The organism is Fredinandcohnia onubensis (assembly GCF_002734285.1).
GTDB classification, from domain to species: Bacteria; Bacillota; Bacilli; order Bacillales; family Bacillaceae_L; genus Ferdinandcohnia; species Ferdinandcohnia onubensis_A.
The window spans coordinates 158,810-184,306 of the sequence record NZ_NSEA01000001.1 but is presented as its reverse complement, the minus strand read 5'-3'; the positions used below and the strand labels follow the sequence as shown (position 1 = coordinate 184,306).

23 protein-coding genes are annotated in these 25,497 nt (G+C 39.9%); 5 read left to right on the top strand and 18 right to left on the bottom strand.

From position 1 onward, the window contains the following. Positions 1-144: 144 nt before the first annotated feature. Both CKJ95_RS00800 and CKJ95_RS00790 read right to left on the bottom strand, forming a co-directional pair. Positions 145-435, bottom strand: a complete 291-nt coding sequence (locus tag CKJ95_RS00800; protein ID WP_099351512.1) for a YwdI family protein — start codon at positions 433-435, stop codon at positions 145-147. Between the two features lie 419 nt (positions 436-854). Further along, positions 855-1,133: an HU family DNA-binding protein gene (locus tag CKJ95_RS00790; RefSeq protein WP_010677267.1), complete on the bottom strand. Its 279-nt coding sequence runs from the start codon at positions 1,131-1,133 to the stop codon at positions 855-857. 260 nt (positions 1,134-1,393) lie between these two features. On the opposite strand from CKJ95_RS00790, the gene CKJ95_RS00785 reads away from it, so the two are divergent. Further along, positions 1,394-1,672, top strand: a complete 279-nt coding sequence (locus tag CKJ95_RS00785; RefSeq protein ID WP_099351510.1) for an alpha/beta-type small acid-soluble spore protein — start codon at positions 1,394-1,396, stop codon at positions 1,670-1,672. A 45-nt stretch (positions 1,673-1,717) separates the two neighbouring features. Here CKJ95_RS00785 and CKJ95_RS00780 read toward each other — a convergent pair whose 3' ends face one another. From CKJ95_RS00780 to CKJ95_RS00755, 6 genes are all read right to left on the bottom strand, one after another. Further along, positions 1,718-3,379: a glycoside hydrolase family 13 protein gene (locus CKJ95_RS00780; protein ID WP_099351509.1), complete on the bottom strand. Its 1,662-nt coding sequence runs from the start codon at positions 3,377-3,379 to the stop codon at positions 1,718-1,720. Between the two features lie 48 nt (positions 3,380-3,427). Next, entirely contained in the window at positions 3,428-5,113 is a 1,686-nt protein-coding gene (locus CKJ95_RS00775; RefSeq protein WP_099351508.1) for a glycoside hydrolase family 13 protein, read from the bottom strand. 22 nt (positions 5,114-5,135) lie between these two features. Continuing rightward, positions 5,136-6,155, bottom strand: a complete 1,020-nt coding sequence (locus tag CKJ95_RS00770; RefSeq protein WP_099351507.1) for a LacI family DNA-binding transcriptional regulator — start codon at positions 6,153-6,155, stop codon at positions 5,136-5,138. Positions 6,156-6,214: 59 nt separating this feature from the next. Further along, on the bottom strand, positions 6,215-7,036 hold the full coding sequence (locus tag CKJ95_RS00765; RefSeq protein ID WP_099351506.1) for a carbohydrate ABC transporter permease: 822 nt from the start codon (positions 7,034-7,036) through the stop codon (positions 6,215-6,217). Then, a complete protein-coding gene (locus CKJ95_RS00760) occupies positions 7,036-7,896 on the bottom strand; it encodes a carbohydrate ABC transporter permease (protein WP_099351505.1) in 861 nt (286 codons plus the stop codon). The genes CKJ95_RS00765 and CKJ95_RS00760 overlap by 1 nt, the downstream gene beginning before the upstream one ends. A gap of 140 nt (positions 7,897-8,036) precedes the next feature. Further along, the gene (locus tag CKJ95_RS00755; protein ID WP_099351504.1) at positions 8,037-9,347 is read right to left on the bottom strand and encodes an ABC transporter substrate-binding protein; all 1,311 of its coding nucleotides are present in this window, start codon (positions 9,345-9,347) and stop codon (positions 8,037-8,039) included. A gap of 420 nt (positions 9,348-9,767) precedes the next feature. Here CKJ95_RS00755 and CKJ95_RS00750 point away from each other — a divergent pair, with 420 nt between their 5' ends. The 4 genes from CKJ95_RS00750 (at position 9,768) to CKJ95_RS00740 (ending at position 13,269) form a co-directional block, all read left to right on the top strand. Beyond that, the gene (locus CKJ95_RS00750; protein ID WP_099351503.1) at positions 9,768-10,340 is read left to right on the top strand and encodes a TetR/AcrR family transcriptional regulator; all 573 of its coding nucleotides are present in this window, start codon (positions 9,768-9,770) and stop codon (positions 10,338-10,340) included. A 102-nt stretch (positions 10,341-10,442) separates the two neighbouring features. Next, on the top strand, positions 10,443-12,671 hold the full coding sequence (locus CKJ95_RS00745; protein ID WP_099351502.1) for a YhgE/Pip domain-containing protein: 2,229 nt from the start codon (positions 10,443-10,445) through the stop codon (positions 12,669-12,671). 124 nt (positions 12,672-12,795) lie between these two features. Beyond that, the gene (locus CKJ95_RS23255; RefSeq protein ID WP_180271380.1) at positions 12,796-12,942 is read left to right on the top strand and encodes a hypothetical protein; all 147 of its coding nucleotides are present in this window, start codon (positions 12,796-12,798) and stop codon (positions 12,940-12,942) included. A 132-nt stretch (positions 12,943-13,074) separates the two neighbouring features. Then, entirely contained in the window at positions 13,075-13,269 is a 195-nt protein-coding gene (locus tag CKJ95_RS00740; protein WP_099351501.1) for a hypothetical protein, read from the top strand. A gap of 50 nt (positions 13,270-13,319) precedes the next feature. Here CKJ95_RS00740 and CKJ95_RS00735 read toward each other — a convergent pair whose 3' ends face one another. From CKJ95_RS00735 to nagZ, 10 genes are all read right to left on the bottom strand, one after another. Further along, complete coding sequence (locus CKJ95_RS00735; RefSeq protein WP_099351500.1) at positions 13,320-14,279, bottom strand: L-threonine 3-dehydrogenase; 960 nt, start codon at positions 14,277-14,279, stop codon at positions 13,320-13,322. Between the two features lie 35 nt (positions 14,280-14,314). Further along, on the bottom strand, positions 14,315-15,502 hold the full coding sequence (locus CKJ95_RS00730; protein ID WP_099351499.1) for a glycine C-acetyltransferase: 1,188 nt from the start codon (positions 15,500-15,502) through the stop codon (positions 14,315-14,317). 751 nt (positions 15,503-16,253) lie between these two features. Then, on the bottom strand, positions 16,254-17,090 hold the full coding sequence (locus CKJ95_RS00725) for a MurR/RpiR family transcriptional regulator (RefSeq protein ID WP_099351498.1): 837 nt from the start codon (positions 17,088-17,090) through the stop codon (positions 16,254-16,256). Between the two features lie 60 nt (positions 17,091-17,150). Further along, positions 17,151-18,098: a GNAT family N-acetyltransferase gene (locus tag CKJ95_RS00720; RefSeq protein ID WP_099351497.1), complete on the bottom strand. Its 948-nt coding sequence runs from the start codon at positions 18,096-18,098 to the stop codon at positions 17,151-17,153. A gap of 17 nt (positions 18,099-18,115) precedes the next feature. Beyond that, positions 18,116-19,267 carry an exo-beta-N-acetylmuramidase NamZ family protein gene (locus tag CKJ95_RS00715; RefSeq protein ID WP_099351496.1) on the bottom strand — a complete coding sequence of 384 codons (1,152 nt, stop codon included), beginning with the start codon at positions 19,265-19,267 and terminating at the stop codon, positions 18,116-18,118. 48 nt (positions 19,268-19,315) lie between these two features. Beyond that, the gene (locus tag CKJ95_RS00710; protein WP_099351495.1) at positions 19,316-20,287 is read right to left on the bottom strand and encodes a carbohydrate ABC transporter permease; all 972 of its coding nucleotides are present in this window, start codon (positions 20,285-20,287) and stop codon (positions 19,316-19,318) included. A 12-nt stretch (positions 20,288-20,299) separates the two neighbouring features. Beyond that, on the bottom strand, positions 20,300-21,220 hold the full coding sequence (locus tag CKJ95_RS00705; RefSeq protein ID WP_099351494.1) for a carbohydrate ABC transporter permease: 921 nt from the start codon (positions 21,218-21,220) through the stop codon (positions 20,300-20,302). A gap of 69 nt (positions 21,221-21,289) precedes the next feature. Then, positions 21,290-22,627 carry an ABC transporter substrate-binding protein gene (locus tag CKJ95_RS00700; RefSeq protein WP_099351493.1) on the bottom strand — a complete coding sequence of 446 codons (1,338 nt, stop codon included), beginning with the start codon at positions 22,625-22,627 and terminating at the stop codon, positions 21,290-21,292. A gap of 102 nt (positions 22,628-22,729) precedes the next feature. After that, entirely contained in the window at positions 22,730-23,893 is a 1,164-nt protein-coding gene (locus CKJ95_RS00695) for an anhydro-N-acetylmuramic acid kinase (RefSeq protein WP_099351492.1), read from the bottom strand. Further along, a complete protein-coding gene (nagZ, locus tag CKJ95_RS00690; protein WP_099351491.1) occupies positions 23,890-25,485 on the bottom strand; it encodes a beta-N-acetylhexosaminidase in 1,596 nt (531 codons plus the stop codon). Before nagZ ends, CKJ95_RS00695 begins: the two co-directional genes overlap by 4 nt. Positions 25,486-25,497: the final 12 nt, after the last annotated feature.

Below are 25,497 nucleotides of genomic sequence, written 5' to 3'. Positions count from 1 at the left end.
GTGTCCGTTTTTTAGTCTAACATCACAATTTTACAGATATCGGACAATGATTGGATTTTATCGGACACAAACTTCAATATATCGGACATAACTCTCATTTTATCGGACAAACCTAAAATTCTGATAAAAAAAGAGACTCTCTGTTTAGAAATCAAACAGAGAGTCTCCATTAGCGTCGTCTTCTTCCAATTTCGTTGTGTTTTGGATCGTCGTTGTTTGCGGCATCGTCGGAATGGACTGTACAACCTGTCGCATCGGTTGCACAGGCATTGTTTCAACCCGCTTTACTTCAGCTGGAGCTTCATCCAACACAAGGTCACATAAGGTTCGAATAGCCATCAAACGCTCTCTTACCTTCTGTTCACTCTCATCACTCTTTGCTCTCAACAATTCCTGCTGCATTTTATCTAAAATCTTATTCAAAGATATATTCACTAAGTTCACTCCTCTATGCCCGAATATCTACGTTGTAGGAAGGTGTTTGCGGTTGCTTTTTATGCTTTTCCTCATACTTCATACAATGTACCCCGGAAGATCTAAAAACCGTTATAGAGGGCATTGCCTGCGTCTTAAAATTGAAGGCGCGACAGCCACGAGGAAATTTCGGCTCCCATGTCGTATAAAAATGCTTGCATTTTAAGCAATTGACTCGTTTTTGCATCCCTTCACTACCTTTTGTAAAATCGATACTCCTATTTTCCCATGAGCAATAGGGGTGCGTCAAACTCACATTTTGAAAATCTAGCAATTCGCATAAAGGCTTTTACAACCGGTTGCACACATTTAGTCCAAGAGTATGAAAAAACCCCTCGAGACTCGTCTCTGAGGGGTATTTACGCAGGGATTATGTAATATTACTTACCAGCAACTGCGTCTTTAAGAGCTTTACCAGGTTTGAAAGCAGGTACTTTGCTAGCTGCGATTTCGATTTCTTCACCAGTTTGTGGGTTACGGCCTTTACGAGCAGCACGCTCACGAACTTCGAAGTTACCGAATCCGATTAATTGTACTTTATCTCCGCTACTTAATGCATTTTGAACTGCTTCAAATACTGCGTCAACAGCTTTTGTTGCATCTTTTTTAGATAGTTCTGCACTTTCAGCAACTGCACTGATTAGTTCTGTTTTGTTCATAATAAAATTCTCCTCTCCAAATAAGCACATATTCTTTTTACCACTTTTTTCATAGGTTCGCAAGATTTAAGGCTAAATTCATCCTATTAAACTGGTGGTATAAGCTATTACATCACTAGATTAGCCAAAAAACAAGCGTTTCAAACCAAAAATTATATGAAATTCTTTAAAAAATGTTGTTACTACCAAGTTTTACCGAAATTCTAGATTTTATACTAGGGAATGCTATAAAAAATCTCATGATGAAAGGAGTGTTCCTAATGGCTCGTAGAAAACGTCGCCCCCTCATTCCAGAAGCAAGAGAAGGGCTTGACCAACTCAAAGCAAATGTAATGCGAAAACAAGGCTATCAAACAGATCCCTCTAACCCCGACAGCGTAAAATACGAAGTCGCAAAGGAATTAGGGATTCCGTTAAAAGAAGACTACAACGGAAACCTCACGTCCAAGCAAGCAGGCAAAGTCGGTGGCAACATCGGCGGCAATATGGTTAAGGAAATGATCCGCATGGCACAAAAAAACTTGAATAAACGGGGGTAACCCAAAACCCCCTATGCCTTACTTAAGCATAGGGGTGTCTTCAAATCAAGCTAACCGATATACTCGTGCCTCATACGGTCTTAATTCAATTGACTCTGTAGCCTCATGTGCATCGATATGATAATTTACCAACATCAGCCCATCATGCTTAAATTCACCTTCAGGCAAACGACAAACAGCATTCTCTCGAGATAGATTCGTTACAACAACTACTTTCTCGTCGCCTAGTGTGCGTGTGTACACATATAGTTGTGGGTCTTCCTCAAGCAGTAAGTCATACACACCATACGTAAATACTTTATTTGCTTTTTTCAATGCAATCATTTTTTTATAAAAATGCAGCACAGAATCTTCATCAGCCTGCTGTTTTTCAACATTGATTTCCATGAAATTTGGATTTACACCCATCCACGGTTCTCCTGCTGTAAATCCAGCATTTTCTGCACTTGACCATTGCATTGGAGTACGTGAGTTATCTCGGCTTGTCGCCCAGATGATTTCCATAATCTCCTCATGCGGGATACCTTCAGAGCGCTTTTCATGATAAAGGTTTTTTGTTGCCACATCATCATATTCTTCGATGGATTGGAATTGAACATTTGTCATTCCAATTTCTTGCCCCTGGTAAATAAAAGGAGTTCCTTGCATGAAAAAGTACATGGCACCTAGCGCTGTTGCACTTTCTTTCCAATAGTCCTTATCATTTCCCCAATTAGATACGACACGTGTTTGGTCATGATTCTCAATAAACAACGCATTCCAGCCCATATTTTCTAGTCCTTTTTGCCATCTCGTAAGGACATGTTTGAGGCCGATGACATCCAGTTCTTGTTTCTCCTCATCCCAAAGCCCCAAATGTTCGAACTGGAACACCATATTGAATTTTCCTTGTTCCTCGCCAACCCATTCGTCCGCATCTTCCACACTTACACCATTTGCTTCACCAACGGTCATAATGTCGTATTTGGCAAAGGTTTCTTTCTTTAACTCTTGTAAAAATTCTTGAATCCCAGGACGATTCATATGACCGTCAAAAGAAGAAACATATTTTAGTCCATTCGGATTTGGCAGATCAGGGAAACCTGGAACTTTTTTAATATGACTAATCGCATCTACCCGGAAACCGTCAATGCCTTTATCGAGCCACCAATTAATCATGGAATATAACTCTGTGCGAACCTCTTTGTTCTCCCAATTGAGGTCAGGCTGCTTTGTTGAGAATATATGCATGTAATATTGACCAGTCGCCTCATCAAATTGCCATGCCGGCCCACCGAAAATACTTTCCCAGTTATTTGGCTCTTTTCCATCTTTTCCATCACGCCAAATATACCAATCCCGTTTTGGGTTATCCGTTGAAGAACGAGATTCGATAAACCATGGGTGTTCATCACTTGTATGGTTAATAACCAAATCAATAATGAGTTTCATACCACGCTTGTGGGTTTCCTCTAAAAGCTCATCAAAATCAGCCATCGTTCCAAAGTCAGCCATGATGTCTTGATAATCGCTAATATCATAGCCGTTATCATCATTTGGTGATTTGTACACAGGACAAATCCAAATTACATCGATACCCAGATCTTTTACATAATCTAATTTAGAAATAATCCCCTGTAGATCACCGATACCATCACCATTTGAATCCATAAAGCTTCTTGGATAGATCTGATAGGCAACTGCTTCCTTCCACCATGCTTGCTTCATTTTTGTATCCTCTCTTCCTATTTCTACAGATGGTACTTAGGTCCACCTTCAAATCGTTAACCGATACACTCTTGCCTCATATGGCTTTAATTCTATTTTTTCGATTGATTCCTTTTGATCGACATCATAATTGCCAATCAATAGTTCCTGTGTTTTGTAGCTACACTCTTCTGGCAATTCAAATAATGTATGTTCACTTGAAAAATTCAGTATAACCAGTAACTTTCCATCAGCTAATATTCTAGTATACGCATAAATCGTTGGATGCTCCGGCAACAGCAGGTCGTAATCGCCATACACAATAATCTCATGCTGCTTTCTCAACTCAATCAATTTTTTATAATAATGAAAAATAGAATTTGGATCGTCCACTTGTTTAGCGGCGTTAATCTCCCGATAATTCGGATTTACCGAAATCCACGGAGTGCCTGTAGTAAAACCGGCATTCTCGCTTTCATCCCACTGCATCGGGGTACGCGCATTGTCTCTTCCTTTTGCATAGATCGATTGCATAATTTGCTCTGGAGCTACACCAGCATCGACTTTTTCCTTATACATATTTAGGGTTTCGATGTCCTTGTAATCTTCAATGGAATCAAACTGAACATTGGTCATCCCAAGTTCTTCACCTTGATATATATATGGGGTTCCTTGCAACATATGCAAAAACGTTCCAAGCATCTTTGCTGACTCTAGCCAATACTCACCGTCATCGCCGAATCTAGACACCATTCTTGGCTGATCGTGATTATTTAAATACAAACTGTTCCAACCAGAGCCTTCGAGACCTTTTTGCCATTTTGTAAAAGTTTGCTTCAAATCTAATAAATTCAATGGGCGTAAATCCCATTTTCCTGTTGGACCTGAATCTAAATCCATATGCTCAAATTGGAAGACCATGTTTAACTCATTGCGGTCAGCACCTGTATATTTTTGCGCTTCTTCCGTATCGACACCTGGCATTTCACCAACGGTCATAATGTCGTATTTCGATAACACTTGTTGGTTCATTTCCTGTAAAAACTCATGGATTCGAGGTCCATTCATATAATAAGGTGCACCTGAAGCATATGTTTTTCCTTCCTGTGGCTCACCATCTGGTAACCCTGGAACCTTAGAAATTAAATTGATGACATCCATTCTGAATCCATCTATTCCTTTTTCGAGCCAAAAAGTCATAAGGTCATAGACTTCCTCACGAACTTTCGGATTCTCCCAATTGAGATCAGGTTGCTTTTTACTAAACAAATGTAAATAGTATTCACCCGTTTGCTCATCATATTGCCACGCTGAACCACTAAAGAAGGACTCCCAATTATTCGGTTCCTTTCCGTCTTTAGCAGGGCGCCAAATATAGTAGTCACGGTAAGGGTTATCCTTTGATTTTCTGGATTCTTGAAACCACTTATGCTCATCGGATGAATGATTTACGACCAAATCCATCATTAGCTTCATTCCGCGCTTATGCATTTGCGAAAGTAGCTCTTCCCAATCAGCCATCGTGCCAAATTCATCCATGATCTCACAGTAGTTGCTGATATCGTAGCCATTATCATCATTTGGGGATTCATAGACAGGGGAGAGCCAAATTACGTCAACACCAAGGTCTTTTAGATAATCAAGCTTTTCCGTGATCCCCTTAAGATCCCCAATTCCGTCGCCATTTGTATCCTTAAAGCTTCTTGGGTAAATTTGATACACAACACTTTCTTTCCACCATGTTTTGTTTTCCATTTCCCAATCATCCACTCACTCTCTATTTAATCCGTGCGCACGACTTCCGTTCAATTAGTTTTGCCGGTATCGTGATCCGCTTTGGTAAGACATCCGGATTTTTTATTTTTTCAATCAAGCAGCTTGCACCTTCAACCCCAAGCTGAAAAATGTCAATATCCACTGAGGTGAGGGGAGGCTTCGAATATTCAGCAAGTAGTACGTTGTTGAAGCTCGCAATGGAAACGTCCTCTGGGACTCGAATAGTCAATTCTTCAAAATGACTCATCAGTTCGATTGCGATAAAGTCATCTGTGCAAACTAATGCTGTCGGTGTGTCAACCGAACTTAGAAACGATATAATGGCTTCTTTCCCTTTATTCAACGTACTCTTTTGAACGATATAATTCTCATTAAAAGAGATTCCAGCCTCGCTTAGCGCTTGTTTGTATCCTTCAAGGCGGTCAAGCATAAACACAAAGTCGCCATCATAACCGACAAACGCAATTTTCGTATGACCTAATTCGATTAAATAGTCCGTTACGACCTTCGTAATGTAGATATTGTCATTGTCGACATACGTGACTCGTTCTGCGCCTATCACAGGGCGACCAATCACGGTAAATGGAAAGTCGATCTTTTGTAAATATTTGATAATACGATCATCTGTCCGAGAATAGAGGAGAATCAAGCCATCAACACGGCGACCCTGGACCATTCCAACAACTTCTTCATAGATTTCGTCCTCTGTTCCAGCTGTCGAAAGGTACAATCCATACTTATGTTCACGTGCTTGTACGCTGATCCCTCTAATTACTTCCGGGAAAAACGGATCTTGAAGCACATGGGATGCAGAGAATGGCATCACAACTCCAATAGTTGCTGTGCTATTCACCGCTAAGCTTCGTGCTGTAAAATTAGGGTGATACCCGAGTTTATCCATCGCTTCACGTACTCGTTTTTTCGTTTCTTCACTAATTCGAGGGTTATTTGCTATGACCCTTGAGACAGTGGAAGGCGAGACATTTGCCTCTTTTGCAACATCTTTAATTGTAATAGCCATACATACCCTCACACTCCATTTATCTTAAACGAGTCCAATTGACCCTTCGATCTCAATGTTTATTTTACAGAGCCCTCTGCAATTCCCTTGATAATGTGTTTTTGCATGAAGAAGTACACAAGTATCACTGGAATGATCGCTAGCGTTAATCCTGCTAGGGCCAAATGCCATTGTTTCGTATATTGACCAAAGAAGAAGAACATCTTCAATGGAATCGTATGCATTCCTTCTTGGTTAATGACTAGAGATGGTAATAGATAGTCATTCCAAATCCAAATAATATTCAAAATTGCTACTGTTACTGAAATTGGCTTCAACATCGGGAAGATGATGTGCCAGAAGATTTGCCATCTGTTTGCACCATCAATGGTGGCTGCTTCATCTAATGATTTTGAGATTCCTTGTAGAGATCCATGATATAAGAAAATCGATAAACTACTACCAAAGCCAAGATACATAAAAACGATTCCAAAACGGTTTAATAGTTCCATTTTACCAAACAGGGATACTAATGGAATCATGACTGATTGGAATGGAATCAGCATAGCCGCGATAAAAAGGAAGAAAACGAGACCACTCACTTTTCCTTTGCGACGATTTAATGCGTATGCTGCCATCGATGAAAAAAGAATAATCACCGCAACACCTAATACCGTAATTAGGACAGAGTTAAAGAAAGTGCGGATAAAATCGAGCTCTTCAAATGCCTGAACATAGTTATCAAATGTAAATACATCCGGAAGTTTTAGCGTATCTGTAAAAATTTCACGTTTTGTTTTAAATGAGTTGACGACCATCAAATAGAAAGGGGAGAGCCAAATTAGGCCAAGGACAATGCCTAGAATTTCAAGCAAATACAATTTTCTTTTTTTACTTTTCATTACATCTCGACCTCCCGTTTCTTATTGATGTATACCTGCGTTAAGGATATAGCCGCCACAATTAGGAAGAAAATAATCGCTTTTGCCTGTCCATAGGCATAATTGTTTTCTGAGAATGCGGTTTTGAAAATTTCCATTGCTACCATTTGTGTTGAATTATAAGGGCCGCCACCTGTTAAACTTAGGTTTTGGTCATATAGCTTAAACGTATTAGATAGAGTCAAAAACAAACTTACTGTAAATGCCGGTGCGACAAGTGGGAATGTCACATTTTTAAAACGCTGGAAGCTGCTTGCTCCATCAATTTCCGCCGCTTCTAATAACTCCTGCGGAACACTTTCTAGATAGGAAATATAAATAATCATGATATATCCAGCCATTTGCCAACTCATGAGAATAACCAATGCCCAAAAACCAGTTGTATCTGTCGATAACCAGCCTTTAAAAGCTGCAATCCCCGTTAAATCTCCAATACTCGCAAATACCTTCATGAAAATAAATTGCCAAATGAACCCGAGGATGAGCCCTCCAATTAAGTTCGGCATGAAAAAGATTGTACGTAAAATATTGTTTGTTTTAAGCTTTTGCGTAACAAGCAATGCCAATGATAGTCCAAAAAAGTTAATGAGGAAAATCGACACGACTGAGAATTTCACAGTAAACCATAGGGAGTTCATGAATTCTTTATCCTCAAGTAGCTTTTGATAGTTCTCAAGTCCAACAAACTCGGTGATCTTAATTCCGTTCCAGTCTGTAAAAGAGTAATAGGTTCCAAAAATTAATGGCACGATTATGACAACTCCAAGTGCAACAAGCGTTGGGGCTAAAAATAACCAATACCAAAGATTCCGGTTTCGCATAGTAAATTCCTCCAATTGATCGAAATTCGAAAAACATTTCAATCATATTTGGGGGAGCTCGAGCTCCCGTTCATTTTTGTATAAAAGGAGAAAACAAAGCAACCATACGCTGCCTTGTTTTCTATTGTAAGGTCAATCGATTATTTTCTTGTGTCTTCCCAAGCCTTTTGAGATTCCTTCACAAGATCTTCCCAGCTCATTTCATCGCTGATGTATTTTTGAATATTAACACCAAGCTGTTGCTCGCCCCAACCAGTTGGGTAGCCCATGAATACCCAAGGAATTGTTTTACCTTCTGTTGCGTACTCATACACTGATTTCCCTAGTGGATCAGAAACTTTTGAAGCGTCAAATCCTTCATATGCAGGGATAAATTTAAAGTCTTCTAACACAGCTGTTTTTCCTTCTTCAGAAGTATATAACCAGTCTAAGAAGTCTTTTGCAGCTTTTATTTCTGCCTCATCTTTATTGCTATTAACTGCCCAGTACATTGGAATTCCAACTGGGATTGAATCTTCTTTATAGCCTTCAACAGGAATTGGTAGAATGCTTACTCCATTGTTTGCAAGCTCTTCATCTATACCTGCGATTGAACCATATACCCAGTTACCTTGTTGAATTATTGCCACTCGGCCAGTAGAGAATAACTCTTCTACTTGCATTGCATAGTCTAAACTTACTGTTGGTTGAACAGAATACTCATTTTGTAAATCTAGAACTTTCTTAAATGCATCACCATATTTAAAATCTACTGTTGCAGAATCGAATGTTCCTAATACATTCCCTTCAAATTCAGGGGATAGGAAGGCATTTGATAAGTGTAAGCCCGTTACCCATTTTTCTTTACCTGGTAGAGCGAACACAGCATCTAAACCTAATTCATCTTTCTTGCTGTCTAATGTTTTTACCGCTTCTTCTAAAGCAGCGAAAGTTGTAATTTCATCTGGATTGATTCCAGCTTTTTCAAATACTGCTGTATTGTAAATTAAGCCATATCCTTCTTGGTTAAAAGGTAGTCCTAACACTTTGTCATCTTGTGTAACGCCTTCAAGAGTTCCTTCTAATGCAACTCCAGCTGCTGCTGTATCAGAAAGGTCTGCTAAGCTATCTACCCAGTCTGCAACATCTTGAGGTCCACCAATGTTATAAATTGTTGGCTCTTCACCTGAAGCAAATTTTGAACGAAGTGCTGCACCGTAATCTTCTCCACCACCAACAGTTGTGATGTTGATTTTAACACCATCGTGTGACTCTTCATATTGCTTTGCAACAGCTTCAAATTGATCTTTAAATTCCACTTTGAATTGGAAGATATCTACTGTTGTTGTTTTTGAATCGCCTTTAGTTCCACTTGAGCTTTCTCCATCATCCGAAGAAGAACATCCTACAAGAGCCACACTTAATAAGAATAAGAGTGCCATTACTGCAGGAAAAAGTTTCTTTGCTTTCATGATAAAACCCCCAGTTTACATTTTTGAAAGGAAGGAACCGTTGCACAGGTTTAGGAAACCGATTGCATAAATTTGGACTTTTTTGTAGAAATTAGTCATTTTTCCATTCTGTTAATTAAACGCTTTCATTGCGTTTAAAAAATATATACCATTGATATTACTGTGTTCTATTGATTTCACTGCTATGCGCAATTTGTTGCGCAAACGGTTGCATTCCTTTTACAAGATTTATATTAGCACGGGCAAAAAATAATTACAACAAAAAAGTTTACGTTTTCATGAAATCGTTAAAACTCACTATTATACAGCAAAAAACGAACGGGACTTGCAATGTAGCGTTTGGTGTGATATATTTCTCACTGTGAATTAAATGACCATATTTCTCATTTGGTCAATCCACCTAAAGTGAGGTGATCAAAGGTGGCGATTGATAGAAAACAGTTAATAATTGAAGCTGCGACTAAATCGTTCTCTTTATTCGGATACAAGGCCACAACAATGGACCAGGTTGCGAAGCTCGCGAGCGTTGGTAAAGGTACAATTTATACCTTTTTCAAAAACAAAGAGGAGTTATTCGACGAGATCATCAGTACTCTCATTCGGGATATGAAAATGGTAGCCGAAGAAGCAATGGATGAAAAAAGTACTTTTTATGAAAATGCACACCGGATCCTTTTTCGATTACTAGAATTCCGTAAGTCCCACCAGCTAACGATTAAGCTTTTTCAAGAAGAAAGAGATATCGGAACACAGGCAGTTGTTGAGGTTGTACAGCGTGTTGAACAGGCAATTATCAACTATATGAAAGACATGATTCAAGAAGCAATCGACCGCGATGAGATTAAGCCCTGTAACCCAGAGATCACAGCTTTTGTCATGTTAAAGCTTTATGTTTCCTTAATCTTTGATTGGGAACGAAACCACGAACCACTTAAAAAAAAAGAAATTTCAAATTTATTTCAGCTGTATTTCTTTAAAGGGTTAGAAAAATAGTCATGCCATGGGTCCTCAAGTTGAGTACCCATCTTATTTGGCAGAAAATGACCATTTGAATAAAACGGTCATATTTTTATATTTTTATTAGGAGGTTTTTATATGAAGGGATCATCCTTTATTGCTGAATTAAAACATATCCTTTCAAATCGAAAGGTTCTCATTCCAATTTTAGCGGTAGCTTTTGTTCCTGTTCTTTATGCAGGCATGTTTCTCTGGGCATTTTGGGATCCATACGACCAGATGGAAAATTTACCAGTCGCTATTGTAAATGAGGATACTGGAGCCGAATTTGAAGGCGACCAGTTACAGCTAGGAAATGAGTTAACGGATAAGCTTTCCAAAAACGACACTTTCGATTTTCACATTGTCTCAATGGAAGAAGGTTACAAAGGGCTTGAAAACAGGGATTATTATATAGTAGTTGAAATTCCTGAAGATTTTTCAAAAAACGCTACTTCTTTATTAGATCGTCAACCACGAAAATTGGAACTTAAATATGTGCCAAATGAAAGCACAAACTTTCTGTCTTCTCAAATTGGAGAAACCGCACTTGAAAAAATAAAGGCAGAAGTATCAAAGAATGTTACAACCACCTACGCTGAAACCATGTTTGGCAAGGTTCAAAACCTAGCAGACGGTTTAACCCAAGCAAGTGAAGGATCTGAACAGCTTGCGGAAGGTGTAGCAAAAGTAAATGACGGATCAAAAACACTAGAGGAAAACCTAGCTACTCTAGCGTCAAAATCAATTGAATTTACAAATGGAGTTAAAAAAGCAGAATCCGGAGCAACTAGTCTTGCTTCTGGAACAAACCAAGTAAAAGCAGGTCTTAACGAAGTGAATGAAAAAATTCCTTCTTTAGTAAATGGGACAAATCAAATCCAAGATGGGGTTGCCCTCATGAAGGAAGAACTGCCAAAGCAAATTGCAGAGGAAGTAACGACGCAGCTTAATAGTAATGTGAGCAAAGTTGATGAAGGTTTAGATGAACTTGAGAAGAAACTTAGCACTGGACTATCAACTCAACTAACAAATGGGATTGCAGCCAATCTTTCTGAACAATTAGCAGACCAAATGCTCGCATCTCAAACACAACAAATGGAGCAGCTTAAAACGACCTTAATTGAAAACCAAATAATGGACGAAACGCATGCTTCTGCTTTTATTGCGCAAATGGCTCAAAAACAGCCAACGAAAGAACAGTTACAACAACAATTAGAACAGCAATTGAAACAAAATCTCGAACCAGGAATATCAGCAGGCGTTGAAAATGGACTTAACCAAGGATTCACCCAATTTAAAACTGGGCTACATCAACAGTTTGGTGCCGCAACAACTGGTTTAGAGGAAGAACTTATATCTCAAACGAGTCCTACCTTTAACCAATTATTAGCTGGGCTTCAACAGATTAACGAAGGTCAGATAAGTTTACAACAGGGAATTAGCCAATTATACAACGGTTCTGTAGAACTTAATAACGGCGCTCACGATTTAACTAATGGGATGAACCAATTAACAGATGGTGCCGGTCAAATACAAAATGGTGCAGGACAGCTTGCCGATGGGTCTAAAGAGTTAGAAGAGGGTACTGTTCAACTTGCTGAGGGTTCGAATGAACTTGCTGAGAAACTTGCGGAAGGTGCCGAACAAGCAAATTCTGTGGAAGCTTCTAACGAAACCTACGACATGATGGGCGAACCTGTCACCGTTAAAAAGCAAGAAATGAACACCGTTCCTAACTATGGAACAGGATTTGCACCCTATTTTATCTCACTTGGTCTATTTGTTGGTGCATTACTAATGTCAATTGTATTTAAACTTAAAGAACCTGTTGTACAACCAACTAATGCATTCCGCTGGTTCTTTAGCAAATTTGGTGTATTAGCCATCGTCGGTGTGTTCCAGGCAGCTCTTGTCGACATCATCCTATTAGAAGGTCTAAAAATTGAAGTCGCAAGTATTCCATTATTCTTTGTCACATCTTTAATCACAAGCTTTACTTTCTTAACGTTAATCCAAATGCTTGTGACTATAATGGGGGACCCTGGTCGTTTCATTGCGATCATCGTCTTAATTTTACAATTAACAACGAGTGCTGGAACGTTCCCACTTGAACTAATTCCAAATGCCTTACAGCCAATTAACGCACTCTTACCAATGACATATTCCGTACAGTCATTTAAAGCTGTCATTTCAAGTGGTGACTTCGGTTATATGTGGCATAACAACTTCATTCTTTTAACCTATATGGTAGCTTTCATAGCGATTACGATTGGGTATTTTGCAGTGAAATTGAAAAAGCAAAATGTACAGGTTGAAATGAATTAAGATATTTGAGAAGTGCTAGGGATTTTTTTCCTAGTACTTTTTAGTCTTAAAAATGAAAGTCTGGATGTAACGAGACGTATTGCTAATACTATGGTTGTAGAATAAAAATGCAGGAGGAATCACTATGCCACAAAAACAACCTAAACAGAATACGATGCAAACAGATGTCGCAGGAACAGATCCACAAAAAGTAAAACAAGAAATTGCAAAGGATGTAAGCCAAGGTCAGGGTGCCATGACCTCTAGAGAAGCAGGAGCAATGCGGGACTAATAAACCACTGTTTAGTGGTTTTTCTTCTTTTCAGCTACCCTATTATCGTTTTCACTATAATGGACCTTTCCCATTTGAATCAAAATAGATTATACTAGACTGACTATCGTATCCATTAAGGAGGAATTTTCTATGACCGAGAACAATCAACCCGAAGCACCAAAAAAGAAGATTAGCCTGCAAGAGGCTATGAAGCAACAGCTTGAAAACAAAAAAGCCCAGTCTTCTAATTCACAAGGAAAAATGAATGGCGACCTTTCAACAAAAAAAATGAAAAGCCAGCAAACAAAAAAACCGAGTAATACTCGCAGAAAAATGGGCGTCTAAGATGAATAAAAAGGAGTATGAATCCGTAAGATTCATACTCCTCATGTTATTTATCCAGCATTTTTCACTAGCTTGACACTCAATTTTTCTAGCATATCTTTTGTCATTGATTCGAGATCATATTGTGCTTTAAAGCCCCATTCTTCTTTTGCTGCAGTTGCATCAATTGAATTTGGCCAGCTTTCAGCGATCGCTTGGCGGACTGGGTCAACATCATAACTCATCGCAAACTCTGGAATATACTTTTTGATAACTGCTGCAATTTCTTCAGGCGCAAAGCTCATCGCCGTCACATTGAAAGCATTTCGGTGTTTTAACTTGCACTCCTCTGCCTCCATTAAGTCTACAATGGCTTGAAGCGCATCTGGCATATACATCATATCCATAAACGTCCCTTTATCAATATACGATGTATAGCTTTTATTTTTCAGAGCTTCATAATAAATTTCAACTGCATAATCTGTTGTCCCACCACCAGGTGGTGTCACGTACGAAATAAGCCCTGGGAAACGTAGTCCTCTTGTATCAACACCAAATTTATGATTGTAATAATCACAAAGTAATTCGCCAGAAACCTTGTTCACACCATACATTGTAGTAGGGCGCTGAATGGTGTCCTGTGGGGTTCCATCCTTTGGTGTGGACGGACCAAATGCCCCAATTGAGCTCGGTGTGAAAAACTGACAACGCAATTCACGAGCAACCTCTAATGCATTGACAAGCCCACCCATATTTAAGTTCCAAGCTAAAAGTGGCTTTGCTTCTGCAGTTGCAGATAGCAATGCTGCCAAATGAATCAATGTGTCTGCATCGTATTTTTTCGTAATATCGTACATTGCTTTTCCGTCTGTTACATCTAAAATCTCAAACGGACCTGAGTGAACAACTTCGCAATCCGTTTTTCGAATATCTGTCGCAACAACATTTTGAGCACCATAAACCTTACGCAGTTTGGTAACAAGCTCTGAACCGATTTGGCCCAATGCTCCGGTAATTATAATTTTCTCCATTATTCATTCCCCCAAGATGATCGTCTGATCAGCTTTTAGATAATGTTCATTTCCTTGCCTACTTTTTCATAAATCGCAACTGCTTCGTCTAGCATTTCCTTTGTATGTGCCGCTGTTGGCATATTGCGGACCCTTCCTGTTCCTTTTGGTACAGTTGGGAATACAATGGATTTTGCATAGACGCCTTCTTCAATTAATCTCTTACTGAACTCTTGGGTTTTTACTTCTTCCCCAACAATCACGGGTGTTATTGGAGTTTCACTGTGTCCAATATCAAAGCCACGCTCTTTTAACTGTTGCTTGAAGTAGTTGGCATTATCCCATAGCTTGTCGTGGAGTTCTGTGCTGCTCATTAGAATTTCGATTGCTTTTGTAGCAGCAGTAACATCCGCTGGCGTGACAGCAGTTGAAAATAGGAATGGTCTGCTTCGAACTTTTAGCCAGTCAATTAACGCCTTCTTACCCGCTACATAACCACCGACAACGCCAATCGCTTTTGAAAGAGTTCCAATTTGGAAATCTACTTTATCAGAAAGACCAAAGTGCTTCACCGTACCAGCACCTTTACCTAAAACACCTGAACCGTGGGCATCATCTACATATGTAATGAGATCAAATTCTTCTGCAATTTGTACGATTTCAGGTAGTTTCGCAATGTCACCATCCATAGAGAAAACCCCGTCTGTGATGACCATGACTTTGTTATATAAACCAGATTCAGTTGCTTCTTTTGCCTTCTTGCGTAAATCATCCATGTCAGAGTGGTTGACACGAATAATTTTCGCCTTTGAAAGACGGCATCCATCAATAATGGAAGCATGGTTTAGCTCATCGGATAGAATCGCATCATTTTTATCCATCACAGCTGAAATGGCTGCCATATTACAGTTAAAGCCAGATTGATATGAAATCGCTGCTTCTGTATGTTTAAACTCAGCAAGCTTTTCTTCTAGTTTTATATGAAGATCAAGTGTCCCGTTGATGGTTCGAACCGCACCTGCCCCAACTCCGTACGTATCAATTGCTTCCTTAGCAACCTCTTTTAGACGCTCATCAGTCGCTAATCCTAAGTAGTTGTTAGAAGATAAGTTAATAAGCTCTTTTCCATTAATTTTAATAATAGGTCCGTTTGCACCTTGTAGAGGGTCGATTACATTGTAAAGACCTTTCGTCTTTAAGTCCTCCAGATTTTCATGCAAAAATGAGTCCAACACCTTCGACATTAGAATCCTCCTTTGTATGTTTACAAAACACAAGTGTATTTCTAGGGAATACATTTTAATTTTTATAAACCCTTTTATATCAACATTTATACTTCCTACTTTACCACATTATTCATCAAATGTTTATACCCAGTGGACACTTTTTCTTATTATTATTATATTATTTGTTAGTTTTGGATTTGTGATACAAAGAGTGAGATTTTATCGGTATGGTTTTGAGTTTTGGAGGACATTGATCTGGTTTAAGGGTATTTTTGGGGGATTATGGTAAATCCCTAAAGTATAAATGAGGGGTATGGTTGTACTTTTGGGAAATTATGGTAAATCAAGAGCATAAACGAGGGATTTGACTGGACTTTTGTATATATTTAGGAGAAAGATGTGTTATAAAAGGAGAATATGAGGGGACCTTTGGAAATTATTTCAATATCCAGCAGCTTAAGCGCAAGTTATGACATACCTTGTATAAAAAAGGAAAAACAGATAGTAAAAAACTTTTAGAAAGTAACCATTTTGCTTTTCTAGGAGATTAAGTATCTCTCAAGTCAGCTGGAGCATTACCAATTGGTAAGTTCTAGGTAGTTGGTTACACTCCAAACCCGCTGGAGTATCATCATTTGGAAGTTTCTAGGTGGCTGACTACACTCCAAACCCTCTGATGCACAGCAAGTTAGGCTTTTTGAAGAAACTGTTCACATTAGCGGTGAACAGCGTCTCCCCCACACTACAAAAAAAGAGACCATCTCTGGTCTCATTTTATTGGGTCGTGCAAGATATTAATCATTTCCCTTGTTTCATCAAGGTGTTGGACGGTTTGGTCATATGCCTGTGAGGCGACACTCATAAAAAGAATGTCCATCACATGAAGCTGGGCGATTCTTGATGAAGTTGCACCGCTTCGGAAAGTCGGCTCTCTGGTAGCAGAGGTATAAAGGCGAATGCCTGCCTGCTCTGTAACAATTGATGAGCCGTATTTTGTTAAGCTAATCGTATGTGCTCCTTTTTTATTCGCGAGCTCAAGGATTTTCGCAACTTCAAACGTTGCCCCCGAAAACGAAATCCCAACAACAACATCATTTTCATCCGCATTCGCAACCAAGGTTGCGGCCATATGTAGATCCGGAAATGCTGTTGCTTTTTTATTAATTCTTAAAAATTTTTGCTGAGCATCTTGAGCGATGATGCTTGATGCGCCCACACCAAAAAAGTGAATTGTCCCGGCATTTATTAAGATTTCAACCGCTCTTTCAAGCTCTTCATTGTTTAGCAACTCAGCCGTTTCCCGTAAAGTTTGAACACTATTGTCTGTCATTTTTTCAATAATAGACAAAGTAGATTCATTTGGCTCAATATCGCGGAATCCCGTTGCTTTCTTCTTTTGCAGGTCTCCTGCGATACGAAGCTTTAAATCCTGAAACCCTTTTAAATCAAGTGATTTACATAGTCGAATAACCGCCGCACTGCTTGTTGAACTTCTTTTACCAAGCTCACTGGCCGTTAGTGTAATCGTCTCTTGTGGATTTTCTAATATATATAAAGCAATTTTCTTTTCAGACGGTGGGAGGTTATCATGCATTTCCTGGAGCATTACGAGTCCTCCGGTCATAAAGGACATTTTCATCAACTCTCTTTATTCAATCTATTAACATTATAACGTTTTTTTCATAACATGGAACTTTCGTGTTATCTCAAATCCTGTTTTCTTATAGAGATGTCCCGCTGAACTCTTCTCTCCCGTCCAGAGAAACCACGCACCATGCAATCCTTCTGCACGCATATTTTTTAAGCATTCATTTAATAAAATCTTGCCTAACCCCTTACCTTGCTGGTTGGGGTCAACCCCAAATGGTCCGAAGCGATCTGGAATTCCTTCATAACCGCCATAAATGCAGAAGCCTACTAAATTTTCACGAACTCTTGCAATTAAAATGCGGTGGAGTGGCAGCCCTTGTAGAATTCCTTCTCGAATCGCACGTCCCCAATCCGGGTTAAACACATTGTTAGCAAATTGGATCACTTCGTATAAATCCTTATCTTCTGCAGTTAAAAATGAGTACCCTTCTTGTTCCCGCTGTGTCTTTAATTCAAGCACATCAGAGGGTGGCGTGAAGCCTACTAAACTTCGGTCCATCGCGACGGGTGAGTATTGTTTTTCAAATCCTTGCTTGAGGAGAAAGGAATAGCCTTCTGGATATGCTTCTTCATCGATTCCAGGCAGAATATAATTCGGAGCATACGAAGCAAAGAAAACATTCTTCCGACCTTCAGATGCTAGGAATTCCACCCCATCTTTCAACAATTTTTCTCCGATACCAGACCGCGAGAACTCCGGATGAACGAAAAAGAAAGGAATCCAGCCATTTTCCGGCTCTAAGTCTGTACCAGCCATTGGTAGCAATCTTCGTATCGCATACACACAACCGATTATTTGATCTCCGTCAACCGCAACTCGTAATCCCTTTGGGTCAAAGTTTGCGTCTAAAAGAACGAGATTTCGAAACCTAAGCTGTGTGATTGGATCCTTCAGCAAGCACTCATTCCAGAGGCGAACAATTCCTATTTCATCGCCTGATTGATAATATCGAAATGAAACCACACGGTCCATCCCCTTCCCTAATTGTAAAGTAGATAAGGTTCTCTTTTCATTTTAAAGGCTTCCGTTTCCGCTTCACATAATTCTATAAAACGATTAATTCCACCATTCAAAACTAGATTCTTAAGATCCTTTGTCCCCGCTAAAAGGTCAAACATATAGGTTTTCTTTTCACCAAATTGAAGAAACTCAAAATCATGAGGGTACATTTCCGCTATTGTTTCTAACAACGTAAGTCCTGTTTTCAAGGAGTGAATTTTCCATCGATCGGTTACATGCAGTTGAACACCTTCACAGACCTGATCCTTATGTTTTTGATACGTTGGAACAAAGGAAATCGGTCGAGCTAACACCCCAAGAAGTTTTTTCTCATTAAAATACTTCGCCAACCGGTATCCCTCAATAAAGGGACTTCCCACGTATTCAAAAGGTCGTGTTGTGCCTCTTCCCTCCGATAGATTCGTTCCTTCAACCAAACAGGTCCCAGGGTATAACGTGCACATATCCATTCCTGTCGTATTAGGCGACGGTGGAATCCAAAACAAGCCGGTTTCATCATAAAACATATCACGACTCCAGCCCTCCATCGGAATAACCGTTAATTCACAATCGATTCCGAATTCATGCTTATACATGAGCGCAATTTCCCCGACGGTCATACCGTGACGATTTGGAATTGGATAGAGGCCCACGAAGGAACGAACGTCCTCATCCACTAGATTCCCTTCCATTACGGTCCCTGTGATTGGATTTGGCCGATCAAGAACGACGAATTCCTTTCCGAACTCTGCACAAGCCTCCATCACATATGCCATCGTATAAATAAATGTATAGTACCTTGCCCCGATATCCTGAAGATCAAAGAAAATCATATCCACATTCTCTAGCATTTCTTTTGTTGGCTTTTTCGTTGCTCCGTAAAGACTATACACAGGTAAATTGGTATAAGGATCGACAAAGAAATCAATCTTTTCCCCTTCCTTTGCACTTCCTCTAATTCCATGTTCAGGTCCATATAATGCAGTAACATGAATATCTGGATGCTCATGGAACAAATCTATTGTTGGAGTAAGTCGTTGGTTAACACCTGTCATATTAGTAACCACCCCGACTCTTTTACCCTTACATAAATCAACGGATTTCGTTAAAAAGCGGTCAAGACCTATTTCCATTCCTTGCCCTCCCCTCAAAAAAAGAGAGATTGCTCTCTCCATCAGTCATTATTCTTTTACTCCGCCCAGGGTTAATCCTTTTACAAAGTGGCGTTGGAACATCATGAATACAATAATCATTGGAACGGATGCTATCGCTGCTCCACTCATTAGAAGCTTGAAGCTCGCCAGGTTTGCATCCTGTAATGTTTTTAACCCTACCGGTAATGTATATAGATTTGCATCGTTTAACACGATAATTGGCCACAGGAATGAATTCCAAACGTTCATAAATGTAAAGATTCCTAGAGCTGCTAGACCTGGTTTCGCCAATGGCAGAATGATTTTCCAGTACGTTTTCCATTCGCTTGCACCATCAATTTTCGCTGCATCTATTAGTTCATCCGGGATCGAGTGCATAAATTGCCTCATTAAAAATACCCCAAATACCATTGCTAAGTCTGGGAATATAAGCGCCCAGTGCGTATCCATAATTCCAAAGTTTCGAACCATGATAAACAACGGCACTAACGTTACTTGGCCGGGAATCATCATCGTGGCAATAATCGACCAGAAAATGAGATTTCGTCCCGGGAACCGCTTTTTCGCGAGAACATACCCGGCCATTGAGTCAAAGAGGAGTATCCCAATTGTAACCACTACCGCTATATAAAAACTATTAAAAAACCAGATGCCTACGTTGTTTTTATTAAACAAGGTCGTAAATCCTGAAAACGTATCTTCAATGATGTAGTCCATAACATCACGATGATAAGCTGCTGCTTCAGCATCACCAGCCCTTTCTGCGTCCCTAGCCTTCCCCCAGTGCTCAAAGTACTCTGTAATCCCAACTGGGTACATTTTCGGAGGATTTGAATCAACATAAGATACTTGACGTTCTAATTCTTCATCTTGGTAGCTGCTAAGCTGCAAGGAGGTACTAAACACCCAATACAATGGTAAAAGGGAAACAATGGCGAAAACCGATAGTAGTACATAAATAATAAGCTTGTTTACTTTTTGAATACCTGATGTCGTCATTATGCTTCCCTCCTAGTCATCGTACCGAAGTAAACGGAATTGGATAATTGAAAATAAAAGAATGATAAAGAATAAAACAACGGATTGTGCTGCTGCAAAGCCAAACTCGAAATCTCTAAAGCCTGTCTTATAGATTAAGTGAACAAGAGTTTCTGTAGCCGTGCCTGGTCCTCCGCCCGTCATCATAATAATTTGTGTAAATACCTGAAACGAACCGATTGTACTTAGTAAAACTAAATATAAGGTAGATGGTTTTAATAATGGCAATGTAATGCGATACCATTTTTGAAAACTATTTGCCCCGTCAATAGTAGCCGCTTCATATAGTGAATGTGAAATTGAACCCATTGAAGCAAGATAGAGAATGATTCCAACACCAAATGGAATTAAACATTGCATGATGATTAAGGCCCAAAGTGCGGATGATGATTGTCCCAACCAGTTAAGTGGTTCCATTCCAAACCACCCTAACACATAGTTAAACAGTCCAAAGTCGTAGTTGTACATCCAGCGCCAGACCATTGCAACAATTACCATTGATGTAACTGTTGGTAAATAAAAGGCTCCTCGGAAGAAGCTTTGAGACAGTTTTCCAAGAGGATGGATGAGAGAAGCAATGATAAGTGCACTTATTACGTTAAAAGGTACCGTTACAACCGTAAAAAGGAATGTATTTCCTAGCGCGTCGTAAAAGGCATCACTTTTAAAAACCTTTATATAGTTGTCTAAACCTGCCCATTCACTCCCAAAAATTTTGTATTCCTGGAAGGAGATGATAAACGCCCACACAACCGGGATCGCAATAAATGCAATAAACAGGATAAGTTTTGGAAGTAAAAATAAATATGCGGAATAGTTCTTTTTCATTTGTAGCCAGATAGTTGGTTTTTTTGTCTGTACTACTGCATTTGCAGTTTGATGAACGGGTTTCAACGCAATTCCCCCAATCTTTCATTTGGCAGCAAGTAGCCCATTTAAGGGCTACCCACCTTATGCCTATTACTACTCACCTAACAATTCATTGACCTTCTTCTCAGCAGCTTTCATCGCTTCTTCTGCTGTCTTTTCACCATTGAATACTAACTGAAGCTCTGTTTGAATGGCTTCATCAATTTTCTTCCACTCAGGGTGACGTGGAAGCATAACAACTTGTGAAGACATTTCTTGTGCACGCTTCATTTCTGGATTGTCCTTATAAGGGTCCATGTCTGCAGCGCTCTTACGTGCAGGGAAAATACCATACTCAGTTGCCATCGTAAATTGCTCATCTGTTGTTGAGATGAACTTAATAAACTCGCCAACCATTTCTTTTTTTCCTTCTTCTTCTTGGTGGAACATTGTCCAACCACCTACACCACCGATTGTTACAGGCTCACCTGATTTACCAGTTGGGTAGTTTGCAACTGCAAAGTTTGTAGGGTATTTTGTTTGAGCTGAGCTAATTGCCCATGTAGCCCATGGCTGCATTGCAACAGTACGTTGCTCTTCGTTTGCCCATGCTTGGAATGTACCACCAACGTCCTGACCACCTAATGTTTCAGGAGCTACGTTATGCTCTAATTTCAAATCAGCAAGTTGTTGAATCGCTTCTACTGCTTCTGGCTCTGTGAACGTGAATTTTGACATATCTTCATTTAATGGGCTTCCACCATTGATATAGAAGAACGGCCATGCCTCATAGTAACCAGGAAGGATATATGTTGAGAATCCGTATACATCTGTTTTACCATCGTTATCACGGTCAAATGTTAGCTTTTCAGCTGCTGCGAAGAACTCATCCCATGTCCATTCACCGTTTGCTGGAGGCTCAACTCCACGCTCTTCAAAAAGATCTAAGTTTAATAGCATTGCGTGTACAGTTAGAGAGTTTGGAACTCCATATAATTTCCCGTCAAATGTGTAAGCATCTAATGCATTTTCATAAAAGTCCTTAAGTTCATCTTCTGTAAATAACTCATCAACTGATTCAATTACACCTTGTTCAATATGGTCAATACTTACTGCACTACCACTAATATCAACTGGTGCAACATCTGGCCAAGATTGCCCTGCAATCGAAACACCTAATTTATCAGGAAGCTCTGCCCAAGGAACTTGAACTAAATCAACTTTTACCCCTTCATGTGCTGCTTCGAATTCTTTAATTTTACTTTCCATCCAGTGGAATTTATTGTCTTTATCATCTGGCCAACGTGGTCCATCCCATACTGTGATTGTACCTGTCCATTCCTTTTCACTATCTCCGCCGCCATCTTTTGTTGTGTTCTCTTTCTTGCTACATGCCGCTAACAATCCAATTACTAAAATACTTATAAGAAAAAGACTAAGCCATTTTTTCATTCTACTTTTCCCCCTTACGTATCTTTCATCATTGTTTTTTCCAGTACCAACAGAACACTATATTTGTAGCTCTTGCCCTCGCCTCCCTTCAGTTTTTTATTTTTATGCTAGAGCAATTTTCCCCATAATAACCGGGGCGCTTGCTCCTGTTGCAGATGGAAGATTATTTGGTCGTTTGTTGATGCATTGGTAGCCTAGTAATGCAAATACAATGGCTTCCTTAGCATCAGCCTGTATGCCCAGCTCATCTGTACTTCCTAATTTGATCGACGGAGGCAGATTAGCTTGCAATCTCTTTCGTAGTGTTTGATTGTACCAACCACCACCGCTTATAAAAATCTCTTGGATTTTATACGAATCTATAAATCTCTTACACTCTTCAGCAATTGTTCGTGCTGTCAGCTCAGTAATAGTAGCTATCTTATCTTCTGGTCCTAAATTGGCTTTTGCATTCCAAAGTTCTTTTGCATAATCGAATCCAAATAGCTCTCGACCAGTACTTTTTGGTGCCGGTAAGCGGTAATAGTCATGATCTAAAAGCTCATCAAGCCATTGTTCATCTACGGTACCAGCTGCTGCTAGTTCTCCGTTTTTATCATAGGTATGTTTTCCATTCGTTGCCCACGTTGTAAAGGCATCAATCAGCATGTTTCCTGGGCCTGTATCAAACGCAAGCACTTGTTCATGACTCTCAACTGGGGGTAATACGGTTATATTCGCAATTCCACCGATATTGGCTAGGATTCTACCACTCGTATCTGCCCTAAATAATAGGTCATCAGCATATGGAACTAATGGCGCACCTTGGCCACCCACTGCCATATCACGTGTCCGGAAATCCCCAACCGTCATAACACCCGTTCGTTCTGCAATCACGGCAATATCCCCAATTTGTAAGGTTGAGGTAATCGTATAGTCTTCTACCTGTATACCTGCAGGCTGATGAAAAATCGTCTGACCATGAGAGCTAATCAGGTTCACATCTTTCATCTCAAGACCCGCTTGAGCTACAACCTTTTTCGCTGCTTCAGAAAACAGCTCCCCTAGTAGCATATTTGTTAAAGATATATCCTCAAGCCGAGCTTTACTCGGGTCACATAATGCCAAGATTCTTTCACGCATGGTTTCTGAATAAGAAAGTGTTGAAAAATGAATCAGTTTCACTTGGATTTTTTGATGTTCATCTTCAGAAATAGTAACTAAAGCTGCATCAATACCATCTAAAGATGTACCCGACATTAAACCCACAACTACCTTTTGACTCACTTCAACCGCTCCCTTACCTGAGGAATAGTAACCGGCAGTTTCCCTGTTACCTGTTCACGTCCATAAATAGCCTTTGCCGCCATATTCAAAGCTGGGTAGGGAAATTCATATGTGCAAAGATAGGCTTGAATCTCTGGTAAGTATGCCAAATCATACGGACTTCTTGTCGCAATGACGATGACCGGTACCCCCGTATCTGACAATGCCTTCACTAGCTTTGTTTGTGCGTCACCTTCTTGAACAGTCAAGGTTCCCACAATAACCGCTTCAAATTGTTGAGCTTTTGCGGCTACTCTTTGGATTTCTTCATCTGTTGCCGGGTTTGATAGTTCAACTATTTCCGCAGTATCGTCAATCTCTTTGATTGTTTCACCAAGATACATCGAGGAATAGCGTCTATCCTCAACCTGCATCGTATATTTATTTTCCGAGTAAACCACTAGCACACGTTTATTCTTTAATGGCAAAATACCATTGTTTTTTACAATCGTTATTCCTTGCTTATAAATGTCATGCGCAAGCTGTTGATGCTCTTTCCCACCAACAAATGAAGGTACCTCTTTTGAGCCGAGTTCTTCCCAACTACAATACTTTTCTTTTAATCTCGTAACTCTTGCTACCGCTGCTTCAATCTGGACTTCATCAATTTCTCCAGATTCCACTGCAGCAACAATTGCATCAATCGTTTCCTTTTGAAGATGGTGGAGATGAGAAACCATAATGAGGTCAACACCTGCTTTTATCGCTTCTACCCCACCTTTTGCGGTGCCAATGGTATTGGCAATTGCATTCATTTCCATACAATCTGTTGTTACTACTCCATCAAAGCCAAGCTTTTCTCGGAGGAGGCCCGTGATGACTTTACGCGACAATGTCGCAGGGACACCTGGGGTATCTTCAATTGCTGGAAAATAGACATGGGCCGACATAACCGTATCCGCACCAGCCTCTATGCTATCAACAAAAGGTTTTAACTCAATTTGTTCCAAACGTTCAATGTTGTGTGTAATCACAGGTAGGTCTAAGTGGGAATCGACATTTGTATCTCCATGACCTGGGAAATGTTTTAACGTTGTGATGACACCAGCCTCCTGCATCCCCTTCATTGCCATTCTTCCAAACTCGGAAACTTTTTCGGCTGACTCACCAAAGGACCTTACGCCAATGACTGGATTTTCAGGGTTATTGTTCACATCCATTACTGGTGCTAGATTCCAGTTGATCCCAAGTGTCCTGAGCTCTTTACCTGTCGCAACACCTACCTCATAGGCGTTGTCTGGATTGCCTGTGGCACCTAAAAGCATGGCCCCAGGAAATATTGTTGTACCTTCTCCTAGTCTACGAACAACCCCATTTTCTTGATCAATACAGATTAAGAGTGGGTGCTCATGCCCAGCATCCTTCGCCACATGTTGAAGCTCCGTCGTTAACGAAAGAATTTCCTCTGGTGTGCCAATATTTCGGCCAAAGAGAATGACTCCACCGACATGATGCTCGCGAATCAACTCTTTTATTTCATCGGAGGCTGTTATTCCTTTAAAGCCCACAACCATTAGTTGGCCGACTTTTCTTCTTAGTTCTGCTTGATTCATAAGGCTCACCTC